This window comes from Jiella mangrovi, assembly GCF_017815135.1.
GTDB classification, from domain to species: Bacteria; Pseudomonadota; Alphaproteobacteria; order Rhizobiales; family Rhizobiaceae; genus Jiella; species Jiella mangrovi.
In genome coordinates, this window is sequence record NZ_JAGJCF010000014.1 from 37492 (window position 1) to 61096 (window position 23605).

Annotated in this window: 21 protein-coding genes; 7 read left to right on the plus strand and 14 right to left on the minus strand. The window is 64.9% G+C overall.

Annotation, left to right across the window (positions count from 1 at the left end):
* Positions 1-328: 328 nt before the first annotated feature.
* From J6595_RS16350 to rbfA, 7 genes are all read right to left on the minus strand, one after another.
* Positions 329-1702 (minus strand): ammonium transporter family protein, encoded by a 1374-nt coding sequence (locus J6595_RS16350; RefSeq protein WP_209595655.1) that lies wholly within the window; start codon positions 1700-1702, stop codon positions 329-331.
* Positions 1703-1737: 35 nt separating this feature from the next.
* On the minus strand, positions 1738-2076 hold the full coding sequence (locus J6595_RS16355; protein ID WP_209595774.1) for a P-II family nitrogen regulator: 339 nt from the start codon (positions 2074-2076) through the stop codon (positions 1738-1740).
* Between the two features lie 272 nt (positions 2077-2348).
* Positions 2349-3896 carry a putative bifunctional diguanylate cyclase/phosphodiesterase gene (locus tag J6595_RS16360; RefSeq protein WP_209595656.1) on the minus strand — a complete coding sequence of 516 codons (1548 nt, stop codon included), beginning with the start codon at positions 3894-3896 and terminating at the stop codon, positions 2349-2351.
* A gap of 171 nt (positions 3897-4067) precedes the next feature.
* On the minus strand, positions 4068-5015 hold the full coding sequence (locus tag J6595_RS16365) for an alpha/beta hydrolase (RefSeq protein WP_209595657.1): 948 nt from the start codon (positions 5013-5015) through the stop codon (positions 4068-4070).
* A gap of 4 nt (positions 5016-5019) precedes the next feature.
* A complete protein-coding gene (gene corA / locus J6595_RS16370; protein ID WP_209595658.1) occupies positions 5020-6111 on the minus strand; it encodes a magnesium/cobalt transporter CorA in 1092 nt (363 codons plus the stop codon).
* A 97-nt stretch (positions 6112-6208) separates the two neighbouring features.
* Positions 6209-7195 carry a tRNA pseudouridine(55) synthase TruB gene (truB, locus tag J6595_RS16375; RefSeq protein ID WP_209595659.1) on the minus strand — a complete coding sequence of 329 codons (987 nt, stop codon included), beginning with the start codon at positions 7193-7195 and terminating at the stop codon, positions 6209-6211.
* Positions 7195-7644 carry a 30S ribosome-binding factor RbfA gene (gene rbfA, locus J6595_RS16380; RefSeq protein WP_209595660.1) on the minus strand — a complete coding sequence of 150 codons (450 nt, stop codon included), beginning with the start codon at positions 7642-7644 and terminating at the stop codon, positions 7195-7197. The genes truB and rbfA overlap by 1 nt, the downstream gene beginning before the upstream one ends.
* Positions 7645-8287: 643 nt before the next feature.
* On the opposite strand from rbfA, the gene J6595_RS16385 reads away from it, so the two are divergent.
* Entirely contained in the window at positions 8288-8437 is a 150-nt protein-coding gene (locus J6595_RS16385) for a YjiS-like domain-containing protein (RefSeq protein WP_209595661.1), read from the plus strand.
* 170 nt (positions 8438-8607) lie between these two features.
* Here J6595_RS16385 and J6595_RS16390 read toward each other — a convergent pair whose 3' ends face one another.
* The 6 genes from J6595_RS16390 to secA form a co-directional block, all read right to left on the minus strand.
* Complete coding sequence (locus tag J6595_RS16390; protein ID WP_209595662.1) at positions 8608-9087, minus strand: YbaK/EbsC family protein; 480 nt, start codon at positions 9085-9087, stop codon at positions 8608-8610.
* Positions 9088-9575: 488 nt separating this feature from the next.
* The gene (gene rho / locus J6595_RS16395; protein WP_209595663.1) at positions 9576-10835 is read right to left on the minus strand and encodes a transcription termination factor Rho; all 1260 of its coding nucleotides are present in this window, start codon (positions 10833-10835) and stop codon (positions 9576-9578) included.
* Positions 10836-11201: 366 nt separating this feature from the next.
* Complete coding sequence (locus tag J6595_RS16400) at positions 11202-12590, minus strand: GntP family permease (RefSeq protein ID WP_209595664.1); 1389 nt, start codon at positions 12588-12590, stop codon at positions 11202-11204.
* An 82-nt stretch (positions 12591-12672) separates the two neighbouring features.
* Positions 12673-13194, minus strand: a complete 522-nt coding sequence (locus tag J6595_RS16405; protein ID WP_245198584.1) for a gluconokinase — start codon at positions 13192-13194, stop codon at positions 12673-12675.
* Between the two features lie 205 nt (positions 13195-13399).
* On the minus strand, positions 13400-15235 hold the full coding sequence (gene ilvD / locus J6595_RS16410; protein WP_209595665.1) for a dihydroxy-acid dehydratase: 1836 nt from the start codon (positions 15233-15235) through the stop codon (positions 13400-13402).
* A 198-nt stretch (positions 15236-15433) separates the two neighbouring features.
* Positions 15434-18154, minus strand: coding sequence for a preprotein translocase subunit SecA (secA, locus tag J6595_RS16415; RefSeq protein WP_209595666.1), 2721 nt, complete (start codon positions 18152-18154; stop codon positions 15434-15436).
* Positions 18155-18435: 281 nt separating this feature from the next.
* Between secA and J6595_RS16420 the strand changes: the two genes are divergently transcribed.
* The 6 genes from J6595_RS16420 to J6595_RS16445 all read left to right on the plus strand — a co-directional run bounded on the left by J6595_RS16420 (position 18436) and on the right by J6595_RS16445 (position 22554).
* Positions 18436-19326, plus strand: a complete 891-nt coding sequence (locus tag J6595_RS16420) for a peptidylprolyl isomerase (protein ID WP_209595667.1) — start codon at positions 18436-18438, stop codon at positions 19324-19326.
* 93 nt (positions 19327-19419) lie between these two features.
* Positions 19420-20661, plus strand: coding sequence for a bifunctional glutamate N-acetyltransferase/amino-acid acetyltransferase ArgJ (gene argJ / locus J6595_RS16425; RefSeq protein ID WP_209595668.1), 1242 nt, complete (start codon positions 19420-19422; stop codon positions 20659-20661).
* Positions 20642-21430, plus strand: a complete 789-nt coding sequence (locus J6595_RS16430; protein ID WP_245198586.1) for a GNAT family N-acetyltransferase — start codon at positions 20642-20644, stop codon at positions 21428-21430. Before argJ ends, J6595_RS16430 begins: the two co-directional genes overlap by 20 nt.
* Positions 21427-21852 carry a (deoxy)nucleoside triphosphate pyrophosphohydrolase gene (locus tag J6595_RS16435; protein WP_209595670.1) on the plus strand — a complete coding sequence of 142 codons (426 nt, stop codon included), beginning with the start codon at positions 21427-21429 and terminating at the stop codon, positions 21850-21852. The genes J6595_RS16430 and J6595_RS16435 overlap by 4 nt, the downstream gene beginning before the upstream one ends.
* Before the next feature lie 175 nt (positions 21853-22027).
* A complete protein-coding gene (locus J6595_RS16440) occupies positions 22028-22354 on the plus strand; it encodes a hypothetical protein (RefSeq protein ID WP_245198588.1) in 327 nt (108 codons plus the stop codon).
* On the plus strand, positions 22354-22554 hold the full coding sequence (locus J6595_RS16445; protein ID WP_209595671.1) for a Flp family type IVb pilin: 201 nt from the start codon (positions 22354-22356) through the stop codon (positions 22552-22554). The genes J6595_RS16440 and J6595_RS16445 overlap by 1 nt, the downstream gene beginning before the upstream one ends.
* 79 nt (positions 22555-22633) lie before the next feature.
* Here J6595_RS16445 and J6595_RS16450 read toward each other — a convergent pair whose 3' ends face one another.
* Complete coding sequence (locus tag J6595_RS16450) at positions 22634-23533, minus strand: methyltransferase domain-containing protein (protein WP_209595672.1); 900 nt, start codon at positions 23531-23533, stop codon at positions 22634-22636.
* Between the last annotated feature and the right edge of the window lie 72 nt (positions 23534-23605).

Consider the following 23605-nt stretch of genomic DNA (forward strand, 5'->3'; position numbering starts at 1 on the left):
AAAACCTCAATGTATGGTTAACAAAACCTACCCGGATGCAGGATTTCGTAAAACTTTGCGGCAGGAATGGTTTTCGCGCCAAACTTTCTCAAGGGAAGCATCCGGTTTTCGAGTCAAACGACCCGTGCTTTTTCAGATCATCGGGCGGGGCGGGCATGGCCTGCCTGCCGGAGCCCCCCGGTCGCGGGCTGAACGCAGACCTTCAGCAAGGCTTCGTTCGCAAGGTCTTGCGGCGCGGGCGCGAAAACGGAACGGCCCCGCCCGAAGGCGAGGCCGCGAAACTCTGGCGGCGCCTTTGCCAGCGCCGCCGTCACGATCGTGTGCGGTGTCAGACCCGCCCGAGCGAAAACTCGGGATAGGCCTCGACGCCGACTTCGGTGCGGTCGAGACCGAGCGCCTCTTCCTCTTCGGAGACCCGGATGCCCATCACGGCCTTCAGGATCGCCCAGACGATGAGGCTGGCGACGAAGGTGAAGACACCATAGGCCACGATGCCGATCAGCTGGACGCCGTAGCTGGCATCGCTGTTGGAGGCCGGGACGATGATCGTGCCCCAGATACCGGCACACAGATGCACCGGGATCGCGCCGACGACATCGTCGATCTTCAGCTTGTCGAGCAGCGGCACGACGAACACCACGATCACGCCACCGACGGCACCGACGATGATCGCCCACAGCGGCGAGGGCGCCAGCGGCTCGGCGGTGATCGACACCAGACCGGCCAGTGCGCCGTTCAGAACCATCGTCACGTCAACCCGCTTGTAGATGACCTGCAGCAGGATCATCGTCGCCACGACGCCGCCGGCAGCCGCCAGATTGGTGTTGGCGAAGATGCGCGAGACATCCGAGACGTCGTTGATCGTGCCCATGGCGAGCTGCGAGGCGCCATTGAAGCCGAACCAGCCGAGCCAGAGGATGAAGGTGCCGAGCGTGGCCAGCGGGATCGACGACCCCGGCATGGCGATGCCGCCCTTGCCATCCTTGGAGAAGCGGCCGTGACGGGCACCGAGGAGCAGTGCACCGGCAAGCGCCGCCCAGCCACCGACCGAGTGGACGAGGGTCGAACCGGCGAAGTCCTGGAAGCCCATGGCGTCGAGCCAGCCGGCGCCCCACTTCCACGAACCGGCGATCGGATAGAGGAAGCCGGTGAGGACGACGGTGAAGATCATGAAGGGCCAGAGCTTGATGCGTTCGGCCAGGGTTCCCGAGACGATCGACGCTGCCGTGGCGACGAAGACCATCTGGAAGAACCAGTCGGAGGCCGTCGAATAGCCAGTGTCGAGAGCATTGCCGCCGACCGGATCGAAGGCATAGGGCGCAAAGGTGCCGATATAGCCACCGTTCACGTCAGTATACATCAGGCTGTAGCCGACGATCCAGTACATGATGCCGGCAATGGAGTAGAGAGCGATGTTCTTCAGGCACTGCATCGAGACGTTCTTGGAACGCACGAGGCCAGCCTCGAGCATCGCGAAACCGGCCGCCATCCACATGACGAGGAAGCCACCGATCAGAAACAGCAATGTGTTGAAGATATAGGCGACCTCGGGGCTCGGTGCTCCGGAGACGGCAGCCGTGGCTGCTTCCGATCCCTGTCCGGCCGCTTCGGCGGCGGCGGGGGCTGCATCCTGGGCGAAGGCCGCGGTCGCGGCCATGCCGACCAAAAGGCCGGCGCTGAAAATGGCTGTCTTCAATCGCATCAGCGGGTCGTTCTCCTTGAGTTTATCTGGTCGCGTCAAAGCGCGTCGGCGTCGGTCTCGCCGGTGCGGATGCGCACCGCGGAATCGATGCCGAAGACGAAGATCTTGCCGTCGCCGATCTGGCCGGTCTTGGCGGCCTGCTGGATGGCATCCACGGCCCGGTCGACCATGTCGACGGGAACGGCAACCTCGATCTTCAGCTTGGGCAGGAAGCTCACGGCATATTCGGTGCCGCGATAGATTTCCGTGTGCCCCTTCTGGCGGCCATAGCCCTTGACCTCGGTGACGGTCAGTCCCTGGATTCCGACGCCGGTCAGCGCTTCACGCACCTCGTCCAGCTTGAATGGCTTGATGATCGCCATCACGATTTTCATGTTCACCTCGAATCTTGGGCGGCATCGCCATGGACGCCGCGTTGAACCGTTTCCCCGGACGGCATGAACGCGCACGGGTAACGATGGTCATAGATTCAAGGAACGTGCCAAACGGCCTTGGACGTGTCAGTTTTCCGCAAGGTGGCGCGTAGAACCGCCGTCAGGGCGACGGAACGAAGTGGGAGACAGCCGCCAAACCCAGCAAATTGCACGAGTTATGTGCAAATGCCTAAATAATGGTCGCATTGGCCGCGACGACTTGTGGTTTTGCCTCAGGCCGATTGCGACAGGCGCTCTTCGTTGGAAAGGCCGAGATAATCCGAGATCCTGGCCGCCGGCATCGGTCTCGCAAACAGGAAGCCCTGGCCATATTCGCAGCCCAGTTGCTTCAGCAGTTCGAGCTGGGAGGTGGTCTCGATGCCCTCCGCAAGAGTCGCGACGCCGATGCCGTGCCCGAGGCCGATGATCGAGCGGACCACCGAGGTCTGCTTGAGGCTGTCGCCGCAACTGCGGGTGAAGCTGCGGTCGATCTTGATCTTGTCGAAGGGCATGTTGGCGAGCTGGCCGAGGCTGGAAAAGCCGGTGCCGAAGTCGTCGAGCGCCACCTTGATGCCGCAGTCCTGCAGCTGGCGAATGGTTTTGATCGCGCCGTCGAAGTCTGCGACGACAGCGCTTTCGGTCATTTCGATCTCGAGCCGGCTCGGCGGCAGCCCGGTCTCCTTGAGGATCTGGATGATGCGCAAACCGAGCAGGGGATCTGCGAACTGCAGCGGCGACAGGTTGAACGTCAGGACGGCGCTTTCGGGCCATTCCTTCGCGTCGGCGCAGGCGCGGCGCAACAGCCTTTCGGACAGCTCGGTGATCAGGCCGGTCTCTTCGGCAAGCGCAATGAACACCACGGGGGGAATCGACGTCCCGCTGGCCGTCGTCCAGCGCGCCAGCGCCTCGAAACCGCGGATTTCGCCGGTGTCCAGCTGGATGAGAGGCTGGTAATGGGGCTGGATCAAGTCGTCCTGCAGCGCTGCACGAAAAGCGCTCTCGAGCTCGATCCTTTCGCGGAAGCCTGCCAGCATGGCCGGCTCGAACCGCCTGACGCTGCCCGCGCCGTCGCGCTTGGCGGCATACATGGCAAGGTCGGCGTTGCGCATTTCGGCCCTCAGATCGGCATTGGTTTCCGCAAGGACGGCAATGCCAAGGGATGCGCCGACCTCGACTACAAGGCCGTCGATCGAGATCGGCCTGCCGATCGCCTCGTGGAGCTTGCGGCCGATACCGACAAGCTCTGCTTCGCTCGCGCGCGGCGCGACCACGAGGAATTCGTCGCCCCCGATCCGGGCGCAGATCGCCATCGGCAACGTGTCCGTGAGGCGCCCGGCGATCGCCGCGAGCAGCTTGTCGCCGACCTGATGCCCGAGCAGATCGTTGACCTTCTTGAAGCCGTCGAGATCGATGGCGATGATCGTACCGAGACTTGTGTCCCTGGCGCAGAGCTCGGGCAGGCGCGTCTCGACATAGCGGCGATTGAACAGGCCGGTGACGATGTCGTTATAGGCGGCGAAGATCGCGCGGCCCTCGGCCGCGTCGCGCACCATCACCGCTCGCCGGAGGTCCAGCATCCGCCGGTATGCGAAGGTTATCGCACCGAGGCCGGCAATCGTGATGGCCAGAAAGATTTCGTCCGCCTGCCAGGATTCGTTGGCCGCGAAGAAAGCTTCGAACCTTTCGGCAAAATCGAATTTCAGCGACAGCAGCCAGACGATCACCGTCATCAAGGCGAGCCAGAACGCCTCGTTTCGTGCACTCTTCGTCTGGTGTTTCATTGCCCGTTCCCGTCGACTTTCGGGGCAGGGAAACACAAGAGCTCTAATATTACGTAATCGACGGATGTAGATCAGAAGAAACCTGTCAGAACCGATTTTTCGAAAGAACTATAATCGAGACTGATAATGCAAATCAAAGATGAGGGGAATGAATAAACTCGCAATCGTGGGTCACGTGAGGTGATGTGCTGTTGCGGCCCTCAGTTGCGACGTCGCGCCGATCCAGCCGTCCATCTGCAGGAAGCCATGGATCATCCCCTCAACGCGCAGGTGCCGGGCCGTGACGCCTGACGCGTGTAGCTTCGAACAGAAAAGCTCGCCCTCGTCGCGCAGCGGATCATGCTCGCAGGTGACGACGAGCGTGTCGGGAAAGCCGTGAAAATCGCGCGCAAGCAGCGGCGAGACCCTCGGATCGGATCGCTCGCGCGGATCGGGGACGAAGAGCGCGTTCTCGTAGGCGAGCGATTCTTCGGTCATGACGTTGCCGGCCTCGGTCTTCAGCGACAGGAAGGGGCGATCCGGGCGAAGATCGGTGTTGGGATAAAGCATCACCAGCTTCGCCGGCACGGCCGCGCCAGCCTCAAGAAGCGCGCGCACGACAACGGCGGCAAAAAGCCCGCCGATGGAATCGCCGCCGATCGCGACCGTGGCCGGGTGGCAGCCGAAATCGCCGGCGCGCGCCATCAGCGCCATCGTCGCCGCGATGCAATCGGTCTGCGGCGCCGGCGAGATGTGTTCGGGCGCAAGGCGATAGTCGACGGAGGCGACCAGCCGGCCGGTCGCTTCGCAAAGCTGGCGAAGGGCAATGTCGTGGCTGTCGAGAGAGCCGGCCATCGCGCCGCCGCCGTGATACCAGACGAGCATGGCGCTCGCGGGCCCGGACGGCCGATAGAGGCGAACGCGGATCGGACCGGCTCCGTCATCGGCGCAGCCGGCGGGGCGTTCCACCGAAATGTCCTCGCTCGAGACGCCCCTCGGCGCCGTGCCCGAATAGTCAGACAAGGAGGCCGTCATCGCCCGCGCCTGTGCGAGCTTTTCCCGCGCGTCGCGCGGTTCTGCCTGCGCGGCCTTCTTGCGGGCGAGATCGGCGAGAACGGCTTTTGCCTCTTGGCTCAGCATGACATCAGATCCAGCGCTTCTTGCGGAAGAACAACAACAGGCCGCCGGCGATCACGGCCATGATCGCCAGCGCGATGGGATAGCCATAGGGCGACTGGGTGAGCGGCATGTTCCATCTGGAAATCTCGGGATTGAAGTTCATGCCCCAGAGCCCGGCGAGAAAGCCGAGCGGAATGAATATGGTCGAGACGATGGTCAGGAGATTGATCACCTCGTTGGTCTTCGCCGCCGAAAGCGTCATGTGAAGGTCGATCAGCCCGGCGGCCGTTTCGCGATAGGTATCGTTGAGATCGACGAGCTGATCGCAGTGGTCCTGGACGTCGGCGAAGTAGACCTTGGTCTCTTCCGACAGAAAGGGCCGTTCGAGCCGCATGATGACGCCGAGGGCGTCGCGGGTCGGTCGCAGATAGCGCCGCATGGTGAAGAGCTCGCGCCGCATGGTGTGGAGCTCGGGCACCTGCACGGCATCGACGTCGTCGAAGATTTCGTCCTCGATCGCATCGAGCCGGGCGCCGTGGTGATCGACGACCGGGAAATAGGCATCGACGACGGCGTCGATCAGCGCGTAGGCGAGATAGTCGGCGCCGCCGGTGTGAAGCCGCGGAGCGCCCTTTTCGATGCGGTTGCGCACGGGATCGAAGGCATCGCCCGGCCGCTCCTGGAAGGTGACGACGAAGCCTTCGCCGAAAAACAGCGACAGCTGCTCGCTTTCCTCCTCGCCCGAAAGCATCCGCATCACGACGAAAGCATAGGCGTCATAGGCCTCGCATTTCGGCCGCTGGTCGGTGTTGACGACATCCTCTAGCGTCAGCGGATGCAGGCCGAAGGCAGCGCCGATCCGGCCGATGAGGTCGATGTCGGCAAGACCTGTGCAGTCGAGCCAGAGTTTGCCGCAAGTCTCGCGCAAAAGGAGCGCATCTTCCAGCGTGCAGCCGACGAGGCGCTTGGTCTCGCCGCCGCCGATGCCGGTCGCCGTCAGGCGGGTGCGCGCAGCCTCGGGATCGGCCACGAGCTGGCCGGGCGGCGCGCCGATCTCCGAGCGTTTGGCCTTTTCGCGCTTTTTCCTGCGCTTTCCTCGCCCGGTCAGATCGATCATGCTCGGCCCTTGCTTCCTGTCCATCGAAGGGATGTGACACCCGGCAAGGAAATCAGCCAAGGGCCGGGACGTTCCGAAGCGGGGTCCGTCAGGGCGTTTAGCCGCGTCCGCCGAAGACCCGCTTGGGCTTGAACGAGCCCTCCTCGACGGCGCCGAGCGCGATCAGCCGGCCATGGCCGGTGGCAAACGCCTCGTCGCAGAAGACCGGGGCGTCGCGGCCGCGCAGGATCACCGGATTGCCGGACAGGACCCGGCTCGCCTGCTCGTCGGTGAGGATCACCTCGTAGAGATCGGCAAGCGCCGCCTCCGGCGCGATGATGTATTCGTCGAGCGGCTTGAAATCGACGACGCGGGCCTTGGCGCCGGATTCGATCGCCTCGGCGTCGAGCGTCTCGCGGCCTTCCTCGGCCGCTTCCAGAAGCTCGTCCAGCGGCACCATGTCGTCCTCGCCGAAGGCGCCGACGGCGGTGCGGCGAAGCTCGACGATATGGCCGTAGCAGCCGAGATCGCGGCCGAGATCGCGGGCGATGGCGCGCACATAGGTGCCCTTGCCGCATTCGGCCTCGAAGACGGTGGTCTCGGCGTCGGGTTCCTCGACGATTTCGAGGCGCACGACCTCGACCGTGCGCGGCGCGATCTCGACGGTCTCGCCTTCGCGGGCAAGATCATAGGCGCGCTCGCCGGCGATCTTGATCGCCGAGAAGTTCGGCGGCACCTGGGTGATCTCGCCGATATAGTTCGGCAGCAGCTCTTCGATCGCCGCGCGGCTCGGCCGCTTGTCGGAGGTTTTGGTCACCGGGCCTTCGGTATCGTCGGTGGTCGTCTCGGCGCCCCAGCGCACGGAAAAGCGGTAGACCTTGCGCCCGTCCATGACGAAGGGGACGGTCTTGGTCGCGTCGCCCAGCGCGATCGGCAGCATGCCGGAGGCCAGCGGATCGAGCGTGCCAGCATGGCCGGCTTTCTGGGCGAAATACAGCCATTTCAGCTTGCCCACCGCATCGGTCGAGCCCATGCCCTTCGGCTTGTCGAGGACGATCCAGCCATTGATCGGCCGCCCCTTGGGCTTCTTGCCGCGCCGCGCCATCAGTTCTTCTCTCCATTGGTGCCGTGAGCCGGCATCGCATCCGCCGCGCCGTCGTCGTCGCCGTGATCGAGATCCCTCTGGACCTCCGGCGACTTCAAGAGGGCGTCGATGCGGGCGAAATTGTCGAAGGAGGTGTCGGTGCGAAACCGAAACTCCGGCATGTATTTCATCTGCTTGAGCGCTGGCGAAACCCGGCCGCGAATGAACCGGGCATTTTTGTTCAGCGCCGCGACGAAGGGCTCGGTGTCGTCCTGGCCGAGCACGGTGACGAAGGCGGTCGCGATCTTGAGGTCGGGCGACATGCGCACTTCCGAAACCGAGACCATGGCTTTTTCGAGCAGCGGATCGAGGATCTCGCCGCGCTGGAAGAATTCGGTCAGCGCATGGCGGACCTTCTCGCCGACCGAGAGCATGCGCTGGGACGGCGCCGAAGTCGTTGGGCGGGCCATGGTGATACCCCCTTGAATGTGAGCGGCCGAAAAGTTGGACTTTCCGGACAGCCCATATGGAAAGACTCAAACATCGGCCCGAAAATCGGAATCGACCTTCGGAAAGCACGATGTGTAGATTCAAACACTTAGAGCGCCCTTTCTGCGTCCGGTCGGATGCAGGGCGCTCTAAGAACGGGATCGACCGCGCCGGAGCGTCCGGGACTTCGCCCGGATCCGGCTCGGCGACGCGGCTCCTGCCGGCTATCGCCCAACGGCATGTCTGCGGCGGCTGGCGGGCAGTCGATCCGCTACCGTTCGAGCGAGAGCTGATGGATATGCAGCCCTGTTAAGTGGGAAGACTCGCGATGACAAGGCCTCCACCGGAGAAGAGGGCGTTTGCCCCTCCGCGTGGACAGGGGGCGCTTTCGTTACGATTTGATGAATCCCGTGTCGCCGGGCCATGCAGAAACTGCACCCCTGATGTGCAGATTGCTGCACTTCTTTTGGGCATCGATGCCGAATATATGAGCGTCAAGAGATCGGAGCCTTCGCCCTCGCGGTGGAACTTCAGACCTCGAACCTTTGAAAAACACACCATTCGCCAGTTCGAGCATCGGGCCCATTCCGGTCGCCGTGCCCGTAGGCCTCGAGGAGTACCATCATGTTCCGTCAGTTCGCAGACCGCATCAAATCCATGCGCAACGTCCGCAGCGACATCCGTCAGCTTCAGCTCATGGGTGACCGCGAGCTCGCCGACATCGGCGTCATGCGCGCCGACATCGAAAGCGCCGTGCGCTTCGGCCGTCGCTGAGATCGGCCGGCGACGCAGACGTCGCCGCGACCTATGAGTAGTAGAGTGCCATAGCGGGCACTCGCCCAAAGAGCGCCTGTCCCTGAAAAGGGGCGGGCGCTTTTTTTGTTTGGAGTTCACCGCAAGCGCGGCGGCAGGTAAACCGCCTTTCGGCGTCCGCCGTCCGGTCCTTATCTGACCGGGCCGAGTTTGGCGCCCGTGGCCGAGCGAAGCTGCAGCGGCACGACCTCGAAGACGTGATTGGGCGAACCGGCGGCCGCCCAGACCGTGGCGTATTGGAAGAGGTCCTCGTCCATGTAGACGGCAAGATCGCCGGTCGCGCCGAGCGGCGCGACGCCGCCGATGGCAAAGCCGGTCACGTCGCGGACATAGGCGGCATCCGGGCGCACCAGCGTTTCGCCGAGATGCTCCGCCATCAAGGCCTCGTCGACGCGGTTGGCGCCGGACACCAGCAAGAGATGTGGCCGGCCGCTTTCCTTGCCGCAAAACACCAGCGACTTGACGATCTGGCCGACCTGCGCCCCGACGGCCTCCGCCGCCTCTTGCGCCGAGCGGGCGGATTTCTGGGTCTGGACGATCTTCACCTTCAGGCCCTTGGCAGTGCAGGCCTCGGCGACGTGCTGGACGGCAGGGGGATGGGGCTCGGTCATGGTGTCTCGGTCTCTTCTGGCTTCGTTGCGAAAACCGTCTGGGGCGCTGCGCAGCCAAGGAATACGAGACTGATCGCCTTGCAGCGTTTCATGCAGGCGCAGAACTGTGCGGCTATGTCGTGCCGCCATTCCCTCGCCCTTCGAGGTTCGCTGCGCTCACACCTCAGGATGAGGGAATGGGAAACCGACTCGGCAGGCTTTGCTACTGCAAAAGCGAATTGCCTTCATAAGAATAACGGCGCTCGCTCGGTTCCGGCGCAAAAGCTCTCCGCGGTCGAACTCAAAGCCCGACACCCTGCATAACCCGCGATACGACAACCGCGGCGCATCCCGCCGCCTCATCCTGAGGAGCGAGCGAAGCGAGCCTCGAAGGGCGAGGGGGCGCCGCGCCGTTGCATCCATCTCTTCTGCCGTGAACACGCACCAGAACTACGGGCAGCAAAGACCGCCACAGGAACCTGCCCCGAAGCGATGCCGCCTTTCACCTCTCACGTATTCATCGAATCGAAGAAGTCCGAGTTCGACTTGGTCTGCTTGAGCTTGTCGTTGAGGAACTCGATGGCGTCGGTCGTGCCCATGGGCGCGAGGATGCGGCGCAGGACGAAGATCTTCTGCAGCTCCTGGCGCGGCACGAGGAGGTCTTCCTTGCGCGTGCCGGATTTGAGGATGTCCATGGCCGGATAGGTGCGCTTGTCGGCGACCTTGCGGTCGAGCACGATTTCCGAGTTGCCGGTGCCCTTGAACTCTTCGAAGATGACTTCGTCCATGCGGCTGCCGGTGTCGATCAGCGCGGTTGCGATGATGGTCAGCGAGCCGCCTTCCTCGATGTTGCGGGCCGCGCCGAAGAAGCGCTTGGGGCGCTGCAGGGCGTTGGCATCGACACCGCCGGTCAGCACCTTGCCCGAGGACGGGACGGTGGTGTTGTAGGCCCGGCCGAGGCGGGTGATGGAATCGAGAAGGATGACCACGTCGCGGCCGTGCTCGACCAGACGCTTGGCCTTTTCGATGACCATTTCGGCCACCGCCACGTGGCGGGTCGCCGGCTCGTCGAAGGTCGAGGAGACGACCTCGCCCTTGACCGAGCGCTGCATGTCGGTGACTTCCTCCGGCCGCTCGTCGATGAGCAGCACGATGAGGTAGCACTCGGGGTGGTTGGCGGTGATCGAATGGGCGATGTTCTGCAGGAGCACCGTCTTGCCGGTGCGCGGCGGCGCGACGATCAAAGCGCGCTGGCCCTTGCCGAGCGGGGCGACGAGATCGATGACCCGGGCCGACAGATCTTTCTTCGAGGTCGGATCCTCGAGCTCCATCTTGAAGCGCTCGTCGGGATAGAGCGGCGTCAGATTGTCGAAGTGGCTCTTGTAGCGGATCTTTTCCGGATCGTCGAAATTGATCGTGTTGACCTTGAGGAGGGCGAAGTAACGCTCGCCTTCCTTGGGTGAACGGATCGGGCCTTCGACGGTGTCGCCGGTCTTCAGCTGGAATTTGCGGATCTGCGAGGGCGAGACATAAATGTCGTCGGGGCCGGGCAGATAGTTGGCTTCGGGCGAACGCAGGAAGGCGAAGCCGTCCTGCAGGATCTCGACGACGCCCTCGCCGATGATCTCGACTTCCTGGGAAGCGAGCTGTTTCAAAATGGCGAAGAGCAGCTCCTGCTTGCGCAGGACGGAGGCATTCTCGACACCGGTCTCTTCGGCAAAGGCGATGAGTTCGGGTGCGCTCTTGTTCTTCAGATCCTGAAGTTTCATTCGGGGGCTGATGCTCTTTGGCTGTCGGTCCGCACCGGTCTGCTGGTCGGACGGAACAGGTCGGGTGGGAAGGGGGAACGCTGGGGCCGAAACACGAAAGGCTCGGCAAATGGGGCGCTTCGGTAAAAACCGATCCACTGCCTCGGGAGAGGCAGGATGTTTCAGGGACATATAGCGACGGGCACGGTGCCGCGCAAGCGGTTTCGACGTATCGGCCGCCGCGCTACCCGTTTTTCTTCAACTTGAGCGGGTTTATTCTGCCGGGCAGAGAGATGCGACAGGCACCTTCGGCAGCTGTCCGGCGCGCAAGCCATCCGGCCGCCGCGCCATCGTTGTTGTCGAGGATGCTCCAGGTCGGGTGCGACCTCAGCCCCCGAAGGCGACGTAGAGCAGGCAGGCGATGGCAAAGCCGATGACGCCGATCAGCGTCTCCATCACGGTCCAGGTCTTCAGCGTCGTCTTGACGTCCATGTCCATGAAGCGGCCGACCAGCCAGAAGCCGGAATCATTGACGTGGCTGAGGGCGAGAGAGCCGGAGGCGAGCGCCACGACGATGGCGGCGAGGGGAAAGCCGGTGATCTCCTGCGAGGCGATCGCCGGCTGGATAAGGCCGGCCGAGGTGATCAGCGCCACCGTTGCCGACCCTTGCGCGACACGCAGGGCGAGCGCGATGACGAAGCCGGAGACGATCAGCGGCAGGCCGACGCCCGACAGCGTATCGGCCAAGGCATCGCCGATGCCGGTGGCCTTGAGGACACCGCCGAACATGCCGCCGGCGCCGGTGATCAGGATGATCGCGCAGACTGGGCCGAGCGCGGAGTTGAGGAGGCTCTCGACCCGCAGCTTGTCGAGGCCGCGGCGAATGCCGAGGACGTAGCTGGCGACCAGAACGGCGATGAGAAGGGCGATGGGCGTCGCGCAGATGGCTCTGAGGAACTGGAACCAGCCGGCGTCGCCATTGACCATGCCGGCGGCCCGCGCCGCGTCGAGCCCGGTGTTGACGAAGATGATGGCGAGCGGCAGCAGCAAGAGCAGGATCACCGTCGAGGGCTTCGGCGGCTCGGCCATGTCCTCCTCGCGTTCGCCGCCGGAGAGGAAGTCCGGCACCTTGAGAACGAATTTCGAGCCGGACCACACGCCATAGAGATAGCCGGCGAGAAACCAGGTGGGGATCGCGACGATCAGCCCGACGATGGTCAGGATGCCGATGTCGGCGCCGAGAAGCTCGGCGCTGGCGACGGGGCCGGGATGGGGCGGCACGAAGGCGTGCATGCAGGAAAACGCGCCGGCGACCGGCAGGCCGTAGCGCAACACGCCGCCGCCGAGCCGGCGCGCCACCGAGAAGACGATCGGCAGCATGACGACGAGGCCGGCATCGAAGAAGATCGGAAAGCCGAAGATCAGGGCGGCGATGCCCAACGCCAGCGGTGCCCGCTCCTCGCCGAACTTGGCGATCAGCGCGTCAGAGAGCGTCTGCGCTCCGCCCGAGACCTCGACCAGCCGGCCGAGCATGGCGCCGAAGCCGACGAGCAGCGCGACGGAGGCGAGCGTCGAGCCGAAGCCGCTGGTCAGAACGTCGAGAACCGCGCTGGCCGGCAGGCCGGCGACGAAGGCCGTTACCAGGGAAACCAGAACCAGCGCGATGAAGGCGTGAATCCGGAACTGGATGATCAGGACGAGGAGGAGCACGATGGCTCCGGCGGCTATCGCCAGGAGCGACCCGGCGCCCAGCGTTTGTTGAAATCCCTCCGGCACGCGGCTTCCTCCATTTTTTTGGGAATCGACTGACGAGACGTCTTGGCGCCGCCGGGCCCGGCGACGCGTTATTGGCGCGCCCTCAGGCCTCGAGGCCGAGCTTTGCAAGGATGGTGCGCACCACCTCGTCGGGCGGGGCGATGACGGGCACGCTGAAACCGTCTTCGTCGGCTTCGAGCGGTTGGAAGTCGGCGAATTGCGACTGCAGAAGCGACTTCGGCATGTAGTGGCCCTTGCGGTGCTCCAGCCGGCTCGACACGATGTCCGGATCGGCTTCGAGCGCCACGAAGCGCACCTTCGCGCCGGCCTGCCGCAAAATATCCCGGTAACTGCGCTTCAGGGCCGAGCATGTGAGCACCGTCGATACGCCGCTTTGCGCCTCGCGCGAGATCCAGTCGCGGATCGAGGCGAGCCAGGGCGCGCGATCCTCGTCGTTGAGGGGGACGCCCTTGGTCATCTTTTCGATGTTGGCCTTGGGGTGAAACTCGTCGGCCTCGGCGAAGGGCCAACCGAGCCTTGCTGCGATCAACTCGGCCGTGGTCGACTTGCCGACCCCGGATGGCCCCATGATCACCAGGGCCGTCGGTTGCTCGGCATCGTCCATTTTACGTCTCCGTTCAAACCCTCACGACCCGCCGGCCGGTGAAAACAGCGATGAATATAAGGGCATCATGCTGATTGGAAATGCATTTGCAGATTGTTTCTTTGTCTTTGCGACACCAGGGTGACAGCCCTTGAACCCGGATGGGCAGGGACGTTACCGCGATCGGGTAGTGGCGCGGCGCAGCGAATGCCGTGCCGTCGCGGCCTCAGTCAACCTGACGGACGGCGCCCTTGGCGGCGCTGGTCGTCAGCGCCGCATAGGCCTTCAGCGCCTGGGTCACCTTGCGCGGGCGCGCCTCGGCGGGTTTCCAGCCTTTCGCCTCCTGCGCTTCGCGCCGGCGGGCGATCTCGGCGTCGTCGACGGCGAGGTGGATCTTGCGGTTCGGAATGTCGATCTCGATGGTGTCGCCTTCCTCGACGAGGCCGATCGTGCCGCCCTCGGCCGCTTCCGGCGAGACGTGGCCGATGGACAGGCCCGAAGAGCCGCCGGAAAAGCGCCCGTCGGTGACGAGAGCGCAGTCCTTGCCGAGGCCCTTCGATTTCAGATAGCTCGTCGGATAGAGCATTTCCTGCATGCCGGGGCCGCCGCGCGGGCCTTCGTAGCGGATCAGAACGATGTCGCCGGGCTTCACCTGATTGGACAGGATCGCCTTCACCGACGCGTCCTGGCTCTCGAAGATGCGGGCGGGGCCGGAGAAGGTGAGGATCGAGGCATCGACGCCGGCGGTCTTCACGATGCAGCCCTCTTCGGCGAGATTGCCGTAGAGAACGGCAAGGCCGCCGTCCTTCGAGAAGGCATGCTCGGCATTGCGGATGGCGCCAGCCTCCCGGTCGAGATCGAGATCGTCCCAGCGCCGCTCCTGGCTGAAGGCGGTCTGGGTCGGCACGCCGCCGGGCGCGGCGCGGTAGAAATCGTGGACGGTGGTGCTTTGCGTGCGCATGACGTCCCAGCGGTCCAGCGCGTCGGCGAGGCTCTCGGCATGGACCGAGCCGACCGTCGTGTCGAGCAGCCCGGCGCGGTCGAGCTCGCCGAGGATCGCCATGATGCCGCCGGCCCGGTGGACGTCCTCCATGTGGACGTTGCCGACGGCCGGCGCGACCTTGCACAGGACGGGAACGCGGCGCGACAGACGGTCGATGTCGGCCATGGTGAAATCGACCTCGCCCTCATGGGCGGCGGCCAGAAGATGCAGCACCGTGTTGGTCGAGCCGCCCATGGCGATGTCGAGGGTCATGGCGTTCTCGAAGGCGGCGAAGCTGGCGATCGAACGCGGCAGGACGGAATGATCGTCCTCTTCGTAATGGCGGCGGGCGAGGTCGACGATCAGATGCCCGGCCTCGACGAAGAGGCGGCGGCGGTCGGCATGGGTGGCGAGCGTCGAGCCGTTGCCGGGCAGCGACAGGCCGAGCGCCTCCGTCAGGCAGTTCATCGAATTAGCCGTGAACATGCCCGAGCAGGAGCCGCAGGTCGGGCAGGCGGAGCGCTCGATCGTCGCGACGTCCTCGTCCGAGATCCGGTCGTCGGCGGCGGCGACCATGGCGTCGACGAGGTCGAGCGCCTTCTTCTCGCCGGTGGAGAGGATCACCTTGCCGGCCTCCATCGGCCCGCCCGAGACGAAGACGACGGGGATGTTGAGGCGCAAGGCCGCCATCAGCATGCCGGGCGTGATCTTGTCGCAATTGGAGATGCAGACCATGGCGTCGGCGCAATGGGCGTTGACCATGTATTCGACCGAGTCGGCGATGAGCTCGCGCGACGGCAGCGAATAGAGCATGCCGTCATGGCCCATGGCGATCCCGTCATCGACAGCGATGGTGTTGAACTCCTTGGCGACGCCGCCGGCCTGTTCGATCTCGCGGGCGACCAGCTGGCCGAGGTCCTTCAGATGGACGTGCCCGGGCACGAACTGGGTGAAGGAATTGACCACGGCGATGATCGGCTTGCCGAAATCGCCGTCCTTCATGCCGGTGGCGCGCCACAGGCCGCGCGCGCCGGCCATGTTGCGGCCGTGGGTGGTGGTGCGAGAGCGATAGGCGGGCATGGCGGTTCCTCCGGACGTCTTGTCGATTTGTTTGCTGCCTTGCGGATATATCCGATCGCCCGGCGTTCCAACTCGCCAGGCGAAAAAACCTGACGGCGAGCGAGGGAAAGGCCCGAACGCAAACGGCGGGCGGCGTGTCTGCGCCATCCCGCCGTCAGTTTCGCATCACGCCGGTCGGGCGATCCCGACAGGCCGCCTTCAGACGAAGGCGCCGTGGCAGTGCTTGAACTTCTTGCCCGAACCGCAGGGGCAGGGCTCGTTGCGGCCGACCCGGCCCCAGGTCTCGGGCGAGTTCGGATCGAGCGTGGTCCGGTCGGCGGGTTCGCCGAGGGCGCTGGTCGGGAAATAGCCGCCGCCCATCTCGTCATAGCCGGTATCGGGGTCGAGATGGTGGCCCTCGACGTCCGGCGCTTGCGGCATCTCGTGGGCTTCCGGCTGGACGAGTTCCACGCGCATCAGCTGGCGGGTCGTGCGCTCGCGCAAGTTGCCGAGCATCGACTGGAAGAGCTCGAAAGCCTCCGACTTGTACTCGTTGAGCGGATCGCGCTGGGCATAGCCGCGGAAACCGACGACCGAGCGCAGATGGTCGAGATTGACCAGATGCTCGCGCCACAGGCCGTCGAGCGTCTGCAGCACGATTGAGCGCTGGACATAGGTCATCACGTCGGGGCCGAAGCGTTCCGCCTTTTCCTTGGCGGCGGCATCGGCGGCGGCGGTGATGCGCTCGCGCACGTCGCTGTCGTCGATGCCTTCCTCGGCCGCCCATTCGGGGATCGGCAGGTCGAGATTGAGAATGTCGGCGACCTCTTCCTTGAGCTCGGCGGTCGACCACTGCTCGGGATAGGCCTTTTCCGGAATGTGCCTGGCGACCAGTGCCTCGATGGTCTCCTCGCGCATGTCGGCGACGGTCTCGCCGAGCTCGGTCGCGTCCATCAGCTCGATGCGCTGGTCGAAGATGACCCGGCGCTGGTCGTTCATGACGTCGTCGTATTTCAGAAGGTTCTTGCGGATGTCGAAGTTGCGCGCCTCGACCTTCTTCTGCGCCTTTTCCAGCGCCTTGTTGATCCAGGGATGGACGATCGCCTCATCCTCCTTGAGACCGAGCCGCGTCAGCATCGAATCCATCCGCTCGGATCCGAAGATCCGCATCAGATCGTCCTGGAGCGACAGGTAGAACTTGGACCGGCCGGGATCGCCCTGGCGGCCGGAGCGGCCGCGGAGCTGGTTGTCGATGCGCCGCGATTCATGGCGCTCGGTGGCCAGAACGTAGAGGCCGCCGGCCTCCAGCGCCTTGGCCTTCAGGCGCTTGATGTCCGCCTTGATCGCCTCTTCCTTGGCGTCGCGTTCCGGGCCCTCCGGCATGTCGGCGAGCTCGCGCTCGATGCGCATGTCGGCATTGCCGCCGAGCTGGATGTCGGTGCCGCGGCCGGCCATGTTGGTGGCGACGGTGACGGCGCCGGGCACGCCGGCCTGCGAGACGATATAGGCTTCCTGCTCGTGATAGCGGGCGTTCAGCACCTGGAAGTCCTTGACCCCCTCGCGGCGCATCATGTCGGCGAGGAGCTCGGACTTCTCGATCGAGGTCGTGCCGACGAGGATCGGCTGGCCGCGTTCCGCTGCGTCCTTGATCTCGCGCACGATCGCCCGGAACTTCTCCTCGAAGGTGCGGTAGACCTCGTCGTCCTCGTCGAGGCGCTGGATCGGCAGGTTGGTCGGGATCTCGATGACGTCGAGGCCGTAGATGTCGCCGAATTCGGCGGCTTCCGTCTGCGCCGTGCCGGTCATGCCGGCCAGCTTCTTGTACATGCGGAAGTAGTTCTGGAAGGTGATCGAGGCGAAGGTCTGGTTCTCAGGCTGGACGGTGACGCCCTCCTTGGCCTCGAGCGCCTGATGCAGCCCCTCCGAATAGCGCCGGCCCGGCATCATGCGGCCGGTGAACTCGTCGATCAGGACGATCTCGTCGCCGCGAACGATGTAGTCCTTGTCGCGCTGGAAGAGGGTGTGGGCCTTCAGCGCATTGTTGACGTGATGGACGATGGCGACGTTCTCGATGTCGTAGAGCGACGTGCCGACCAGATGGCCGGCCGCTTCCAGAAGACGCTCCAGCTTCTCGGTGCCGTCCTCGGAGAACGAGACCTGCCGCTGCTTTTCGTCGATCTCGTAGTCGTCCTTGTCGAGCTGCGGGATGAAGCCGTCGATGGTCTTGTAGAGATCGGAGCGATCGTCGAGCGGGCCGGAGATGATCAGCGGCGTGCGCGCCTCGTCGATCAGGATCGAATCGACCTCGTCGACGATGGCGTAGTGATGGCCGCGCTGGACCATCTGGTCGCGCTCGTATTTCATGTTGTCGCGCAGATAGTCGAAGCCGAGCTCGTTGTTCGTCGCGTAGGTGACGTCACAATGATAGGCGGCCCGGCGCTCCTCGTCGGAGATGCCGTGCACGATGATGCCGACGGTCAGCCCGAGGAAGCGGTAGACCCGGCCCATCCATTCGGCGTCGCGCGAGGCGAGATAGTCGTTGACCGTGACGACGTGGACGCCCTTGCCCTCGAGCGCGTTGAGATAGACCGCAAGGGTGGCGACGAGGGTCTTGCCCTCGCCGGTCTTCATCTCGGCGATGGAGCCGGAGTTCAGCACCATGCCGCCGATCATCTGAACGTCGAAATGCCGCATGCCGAGAACGCGCTTGGCCGCCTCGCGGACGACGGCGAAGGCCGGGACGAGCAGATCGTCGACGGTCTTGCCGGCGGCGAGTTGGGCCTTGAAGGCTTCCGTCTTGCCGCGAAGCTCTTCGTCGGAAAGCCCGGCCATCTCGTCTTCCAGCGCTGCGATGGCTGCGATGCGGGACTGGAAGCGCTTGACGACGCGGTCGTTCGCCGACCCCAGCAACTTCCGGGCAAGCCCGCCAAAACTGACCATGAAAGGGTCCTTCCAAATACTTATGTGAGAGGCGACGACAGCGTTTGACCGTCGGCCTTGGCCGCCGTCCCGGTCGATCGTGGCGATGTCGGGAGCCTGCAATCTCAGCGGAAGGCGGCTGGACTTTCAGTTGGCGCGAGAGATAAGAGGGGGCAAATCCGATGTCAACGGCGCCGGAGCACCGGCGTTGCGGAAGGCGGCCGGAACCGCCGGGAATTGAGCGGCATGCCGAGCCTCGGTAAACCCCGTTTGGTCAGATGCCCGTGGAAGGAAACCACCTGATGGTCAGAAATCTCGCTGTCCTGCTTTCGGCAGGCGCTCTCATCGCCGTAAGCCTTGCCGGCCCGGCCGCTGCGGCCGACGACACGGTGATTGCCAAGATCGGCAAGACCGAGGTCACCGAGGCCGAGCTGAAGGCCGCGGAGGCCGAGCTCGGCCCGCAGTTCAAGCAGATGGCGCCCGATCGCCGGCGCTTCGCCGTGCTTTCGGCGCTGATCGACATCAAGGCTCTGGCGGCCGAGGCCGAGAAGGCCAAGCTCCAGGACGATCCCGAGGTTTCCGCGCAGCTCGAATTCGAGCGCGACCGGACCCTTCACAATGCCTATTTCGCCAAGAAGGGCGTTGCGGAGGTCTCCGACAAGGAGCTGAAGGCGCGCTACGACAAGGAGATCGCGGCAATGCCGCCGCGCAAGGAAGTCCATGCGCGGCACATTCTCCTGAAGACCAAGGAAGAGGCCGAGGCGGTCATCAAGGCGCTGAACGACGGCGCCGATTTCGACAAGCTCGCCAAGGAAAAGTCCACCGGCCCGTCCGGCCCCGACGGCGGCGATCTCGGATTCTTCAGCCAGGGCCAGATGGTCCCGGCCTTCGAGAAGGCGGCTTTCGCGCTGAAGCCCGGCGAATACACCAAGGAGCCGGTGCAGACCCAGTTCGGCTGGCATGTGATCGAAGTCGTCGAGACCCGCGACGCGCCGGCGCCGACCTTCGATCAGGTCAAGGACCAGCTGAAGCAGCTCGTCCTGCGTGAAAAATACATGGCGATGGTCGGCAAGGCACGGCAGGATCTCGGCGTCGAATATGTCGACCCGAAGATGAAGAGCCAGGTCGAGGCGATCGAGAAGGAAATCGAGAACGGCGCCCCGGCCGAAGGGTCCGCAAACACCGCGAACTGACGTGAGACGCGGCCGGGAGCGATGCGCTGCCCGGCCGCCTTTGCGATCCCCAGCCCGCCCGTCTTTTCGCGTCGCTTCGAGAAAGCCATCGAGATGTCCGTTCCCGTCTCCCCGCTCGCACCGCCGGCACTCGCCGCATTGCCCGAAATTGCGGGCGTTCGGATCGCCACCGCCGAAGCCGGCATCAAGTACAAGAACCGCACCGATCTCCTGATGATGGTGTTCGACCGGCCAGCTGCCGTGGCCGGTGTCTTCACCCGGTCGAAATGCCCATCGGCGCCGGTCGATCTGTGCCGGGACAATCTCGCCCAGGGCTTCGCCCGCGCGCTCGTCGTCAATTCCGGCAATGCCAACGCCTTTACCGGCCGCCGCGGCCGCGAGGCGACGGCGCTGACCGCCGAAGCGGCGGCGAAGGCGGCGGGATGCGAGCCTTCCGAGGTGTTCCTCGCCTCGACGGGCGTCATCGGCGAGCCGCTCGACGCGGCCCGTTTCGCCCCGCTCCTCGAAGGGCTGGTGACGAGCGCCGGCGCCGATCGCTGGCGCGAGGCCGCCGAGGCGATCATGACCACCGACACCTATCCCAAGCTCGCGACGCGCAGCGTCTCGATCGACGGCTGCGCGGTGACGATCAACGGCATCGCCAAGGGCGCCGGCATGATCGCGCCGGACATGGCGACGATGCTGTCCTTCCTCGCCACCGACGCTGCGATCGCCGCGCCGGCGCTCCAGGCCATGCTGAAGGAGGCCGTCGAGCCGAGCTTCAATTCCGTCACGGTCGACAGCGACACGTCCACCTCCGATACGCTTCTGCTTTTCGCTACGGGCTCGGCTGCGGCACGCGGCTGCCCGGCGATCGACGATCCGAAGGACCCGCGCCTTGGCGAATTTCGCCAGGCGCTCGCCTCGCTGCTTCTCGATCTCGCCCGGCAGGTGGCGCGGGACGGCGAGGGCGCGCGCAAGGAAATCCAGGTGACGGTGCAAGGCGCGACGAGCGATCAGGCCGCCAAGCGCATCGCCCTGTCGATCGCCAATTCGCCGCTGGTCAAGACCGCGGTGGCAGGCGAGGACGCCAATTGGGGCCGGGTCGTCATGGCCGTCGGCAAGGCCGGCGAAGAGGCCGACCGGGACCGGCTGGCGATCCATTTCGGCGACATCCGCGTCGCCGTCGGCGGTGAACGCGACCCCGACTATTCCGAGGCCGCCGCTTCGCAGGTCATGCGCCGGCCGGAGATTCCGATCACGGTCGAGCTCGGCCTCGGAAATGGCCGCTGGACGGTCTATAGCTGCGATCTCACCAAGGAGTATGTCGCGATCAATGGCGATTACCGAAGCTGAGAAAATGCGCCAGTTCGCCGTCGTCAGGCGGCTCGAGGCGGCTGGCTTCCGGGCCTGGCCGGCGACGCGGACGGCTTTCGACGGGACCTGGGCGGTGCGTCTCACCCGGTCGTTTCCGGCCAAGCGGCTGAACTCGATCAACCCGCTCGATCCCTCCGACACGACCGATATCCCTGACCGACTGGCGAGGGCCCGCAGGACCTTCGCCGAGGCCGGGCGGACGGTGATCGTGCGCCAGTCGCCGCTCGCGCCACCGGCCCTCGTCGAACATCTCGACCGGGAAGGCTGGCAGCGTTTCGACGAATCGATCGTCATGACCGGCGATCTTGCAAAGGTCGATTACGAAGGGTCGGTCGAGCGGATCCCGATCCGCGATGCCGCCCGCTATCTCGAGGCGAGCCTTGCCGTCCATGGCCGGCCCGCTTCGCTGCGCTCGGGGCTTGCCGAGATTCTCGATGCGATCCGCCCGCCCTGCGGCATGTTCGTGCGCGAGAACGGGACCGGGCGGCCGGTCGCCGTGGCGCTGGCGATCCAAGACAACGACCTTTGCGGCCTTCTCGACGTCGCCGTGGCGCCCGAGTGTCAGCGGCAGGGCATCGGGCTCGATCTCGTCAAGACGGCGCTGCGCTATTCCAAGCACAAGGGGGCGAAAACCGGCTGGGTTCAGGTCGAGGCCGACAATGCCGCCGGCTGTGCCCTTTACGGAAAGCTCGGCTTCAAGGAAGCCTATCGCTACATCTACCGGGCGCCGCCGGGGGAACGGCCGTGAGCGGGCAAGTACGGCGGTTGCTTCTGGTCGTCGCCTGCGCGCTCATCGACGCCGACGGCCGGGTGCTGATCGCCGAGCGCCCGAAGGGCAAGTCGCTGGCCGGGCTCTGGGAGTTTCCCGGCGGCAAGGTCGAGCCGGGCGAGGCGCCCGAGGCGGCGCTGATCCGCGAGCTTGCCGAGGAACTCGGCATCGTCACGCAGGTCGCCTGTCTCGCGCCTTTGACCTTCGCCAGCCACGCCTATGACGAGTTTCATCTCCTGATGCCGCTCTATGTCTGTCGCAGATATGAGGGAACGCCCGCCTCGCGCGAGGGGCAGGCGCTGAAATGGGTGCGGCCGAAGGCGCTGCGCGATTATCCGATGCCGCCGGCGGACGCTCCCCTCATCGCCCATCTCGTCGATCTTCTCGAACCGCCGAGATGACGTATCGGAAAGCCGGATGGTCGCGAGCCCATTTGGGCAACCGCAAGCAATCATCGGCTCGAACATTACGGAAAAATTACTGTTTCGTCTGATTTCCGCAGAAGAAACGTCGCCTTAATCGTCTGTTCAGCCTCTTTGGGCAAACTGCGAGGGGCGGAATTTTCGGGGTGAGACGATGGACGCGGGTGACGGCTTTCGGGCGGCGGACGAGTATGACGGGAGCCTGCCGGCTCGCTATGCTGCGCGCTCTGCCGGGCCGCTCCTGCGCGGTGTCGCCCTCATGGCGGGGATCATCGCCGTTGCGGCGCTGGTCGCCGTGCCCATCGCCGATCGCAGCACCACCAGCCGCTTCGCTTCCAGTGGCGCCGGCATCGACATGATGGCGACCGGCTCGATCGGTGCCCCGGATCGCGAATATACGATCCGCCGCAGCGTCCTTCAGGCGCCCGGCAGCCCGCCTTGCATTCTGTTCGGCAACGGGACCAGCCGGGGGGGATGCTGATGGAACCCCTGATCATGCAGGTCGGCACGGCGGCCGCTCCGCGATTTCGCCGCTTCTGTCGCTGCGAGACTGGCTCGACGGCGATCGAATATGCCCTGATCGGCGTCGTCATGGCCGTCGCCATCCTCGGCGCCTACACTGTCCTCAAGGAACCCCTCGAGACGCTGTTCACCCATATCGGCAATTCGATGGGCGTTTAGCGCGCCCCCGCGTCGTCTTGGACGCAGGAAAGACGCTCGAAGTATTGAAGCGCTGCCTCGTTGGAAAAAGCGACCGGGGTCAGCTGAGATCCGACGACCGGTCGTTCAGCACCGAGGCGAGTCTTGCCTTGGCGCTGCCGGGTTTGAGCGGCTTCTGCTGGCTTTCATGTGGCGCCCAGCCCGACAGATAGAGGACGTCGAAGCTCGCCCGGATGCGGCCGTCGGGATCGGAAAAGCGTTCCGCATAGATCTCCGCCGCGCGCAGGAAGAACCGCCGCCCCACCGGCCGGCGCGAACGCTCGGTCGAAATGTTGGCCGCCCCCATCGCCCGGAGGTCGCGGGCGAGTGCGAAAAGATTGTCGTAGCGCACCGTCAGCCGGTCGAAGTCGCCGACGGGCAGGGCAAACCCCGTGCGCTGCAGGAGCGCGCCGGCCTCGCGCAGCTCGGTGAACGGGCCGACCCGCGGCGACACGCCGCCGAAGATCTCGCTCTCGGCATGAAGCAGCGCGGTGCGCAGCTCGAACAGCGTCTCGCCGCCGAGAAAGGCGGCGAGAAAGAGCCCGTCCGGCCGCAGCGCCCGGCGGATCTGCGCGAGCATTCCCGGCACGTCGTTGACGAACTGCATCGCAAGGCAGGAGGTCACGAGATCGACGCTCTCGGGCGCAAGCGGCAGGAATTCCTCGTCCGCGACCACAGCGTCCGGATCATCACCCAGAAGGAACGGCAGGCGCTCCGTTCTGACGACCCTTTCGCAGCGCTCGCTGCTTTTCATCCGCGCGGCCATTTCGCCGAAATAACCGCCGAGATCGACCGCGACGGGAAACCGCCGCTCGACGACGGCGAGGCGGTCGGACAGTTCCTCGGCGACGGCTTTCATCAGAAAATCGATACCCGGCTCGACATCGCCTCCCAGCCACCGGCGGCGGCGCTGGTCCAGGAGGGTCCGGTCGAACGGGGTCGCTTTGAGAAGTTCGGACATGCGCTTACGATCCGCTCTTTCTGATGCCATCTTGACGTGGATAGCTGTCTGCAGGTGGAATGTCGTCAAGGC

Coding starts and splice junctions, on each gene's coding strand:
- J6595_RS16385 (WP_209595661.1), top strand. CDS start 8,288: ATGTTCCGTCAGTTCGCAGACCGCATCAAATCCATGCGCAACGTCCGC.
- J6595_RS16430 (WP_245198586.1), top strand. CDS start 20,642: ATGGCGATTACCGAAGCTGAGAAAATGCGCCAGTTCGCCGTCGTCAGG.
- J6595_RS16360 (WP_209595656.1), bottom strand. CDS start 3,896: ATGAAACACCAGACGAAGAGTGCACGAAACGAGGCGTTCTGGCTCGCC.
- ilvD (WP_209595665.1), bottom strand. CDS start 15,235: ATGCCCGCCTATCGCTCTCGCACCACCACCCACGGCCGCAACATGGCC.
- J6595_RS16390 (WP_209595662.1), bottom strand. CDS start 9,087: ATGACCGAGCCCCATCCCCCTGCCGTCCAGCACGTCGCCGAGGCCTGC.
- argJ (WP_209595668.1), top strand. CDS start 19,420: ATGTCCGTTCCCGTCTCCCCGCTCGCACCGCCGGCACTCGCCGCATTG.
- J6595_RS16350 (WP_209595655.1), bottom strand. CDS start 1,702: ATGCGATTGAAGACAGCCATTTTCAGCGCCGGCCTTTTGGTCGGCATG.
- rho (WP_209595663.1), bottom strand. CDS start 10,835: ATGAAACTTCAGGATCTGAAGAACAAGAGCGCACCCGAACTCATCGCC.
- J6595_RS16365 (WP_209595657.1), bottom strand. CDS start 5,015: ATGCTGAGCCAAGAGGCAAAAGCCGTTCTCGCCGATCTCGCCCGCAAG.
- rbfA (WP_209595660.1), bottom strand. CDS start 7,644: ATGGCCCGCCCAACGACTTCGGCGCCGTCCCAGCGCATGCTCTCGGTC.
- J6595_RS16355 (WP_209595774.1), bottom strand. CDS start 2,076: ATGAAAATCGTGATGGCGATCATCAAGCCATTCAAGCTGGACGAGGTG.
- J6595_RS16405 (WP_245198584.1), bottom strand. CDS start 13,194: ATGGACGATGCCGAGCAACCGACGGCCCTGGTGATCATGGGGCCATCC.
- J6595_RS16440 (WP_245198588.1), top strand. CDS start 22,028: ATGGACGCGGGTGACGGCTTTCGGGCGGCGGACGAGTATGACGGGAGC.
- J6595_RS16420 (WP_209595667.1), top strand. CDS start 18,436: ATGGTCAGAAATCTCGCTGTCCTGCTTTCGGCAGGCGCTCTCATCGCC.
- J6595_RS16445 (WP_209595671.1), top strand. CDS start 22,354: ATGGAACCCCTGATCATGCAGGTCGGCACGGCGGCCGCTCCGCGATTT.
- truB (WP_209595659.1), bottom strand. CDS start 7,195: ATGGCGCGGCGCGGCAAGAAGCCCAAGGGGCGGCCGATCAATGGCTGG.
- corA (WP_209595658.1), bottom strand. CDS start 6,111: ATGATCGATCTGACCGGGCGAGGAAAGCGCAGGAAAAAGCGCGAAAAG.
- J6595_RS16450 (WP_209595672.1), bottom strand. CDS start 23,533: ATGTCCGAACTTCTCAAAGCGACCCCGTTCGACCGGACCCTCCTGGAC.
- secA (WP_209595666.1), bottom strand. CDS start 18,154: ATGGTCAGTTTTGGCGGGCTTGCCCGGAAGTTGCTGGGGTCGGCGAAC.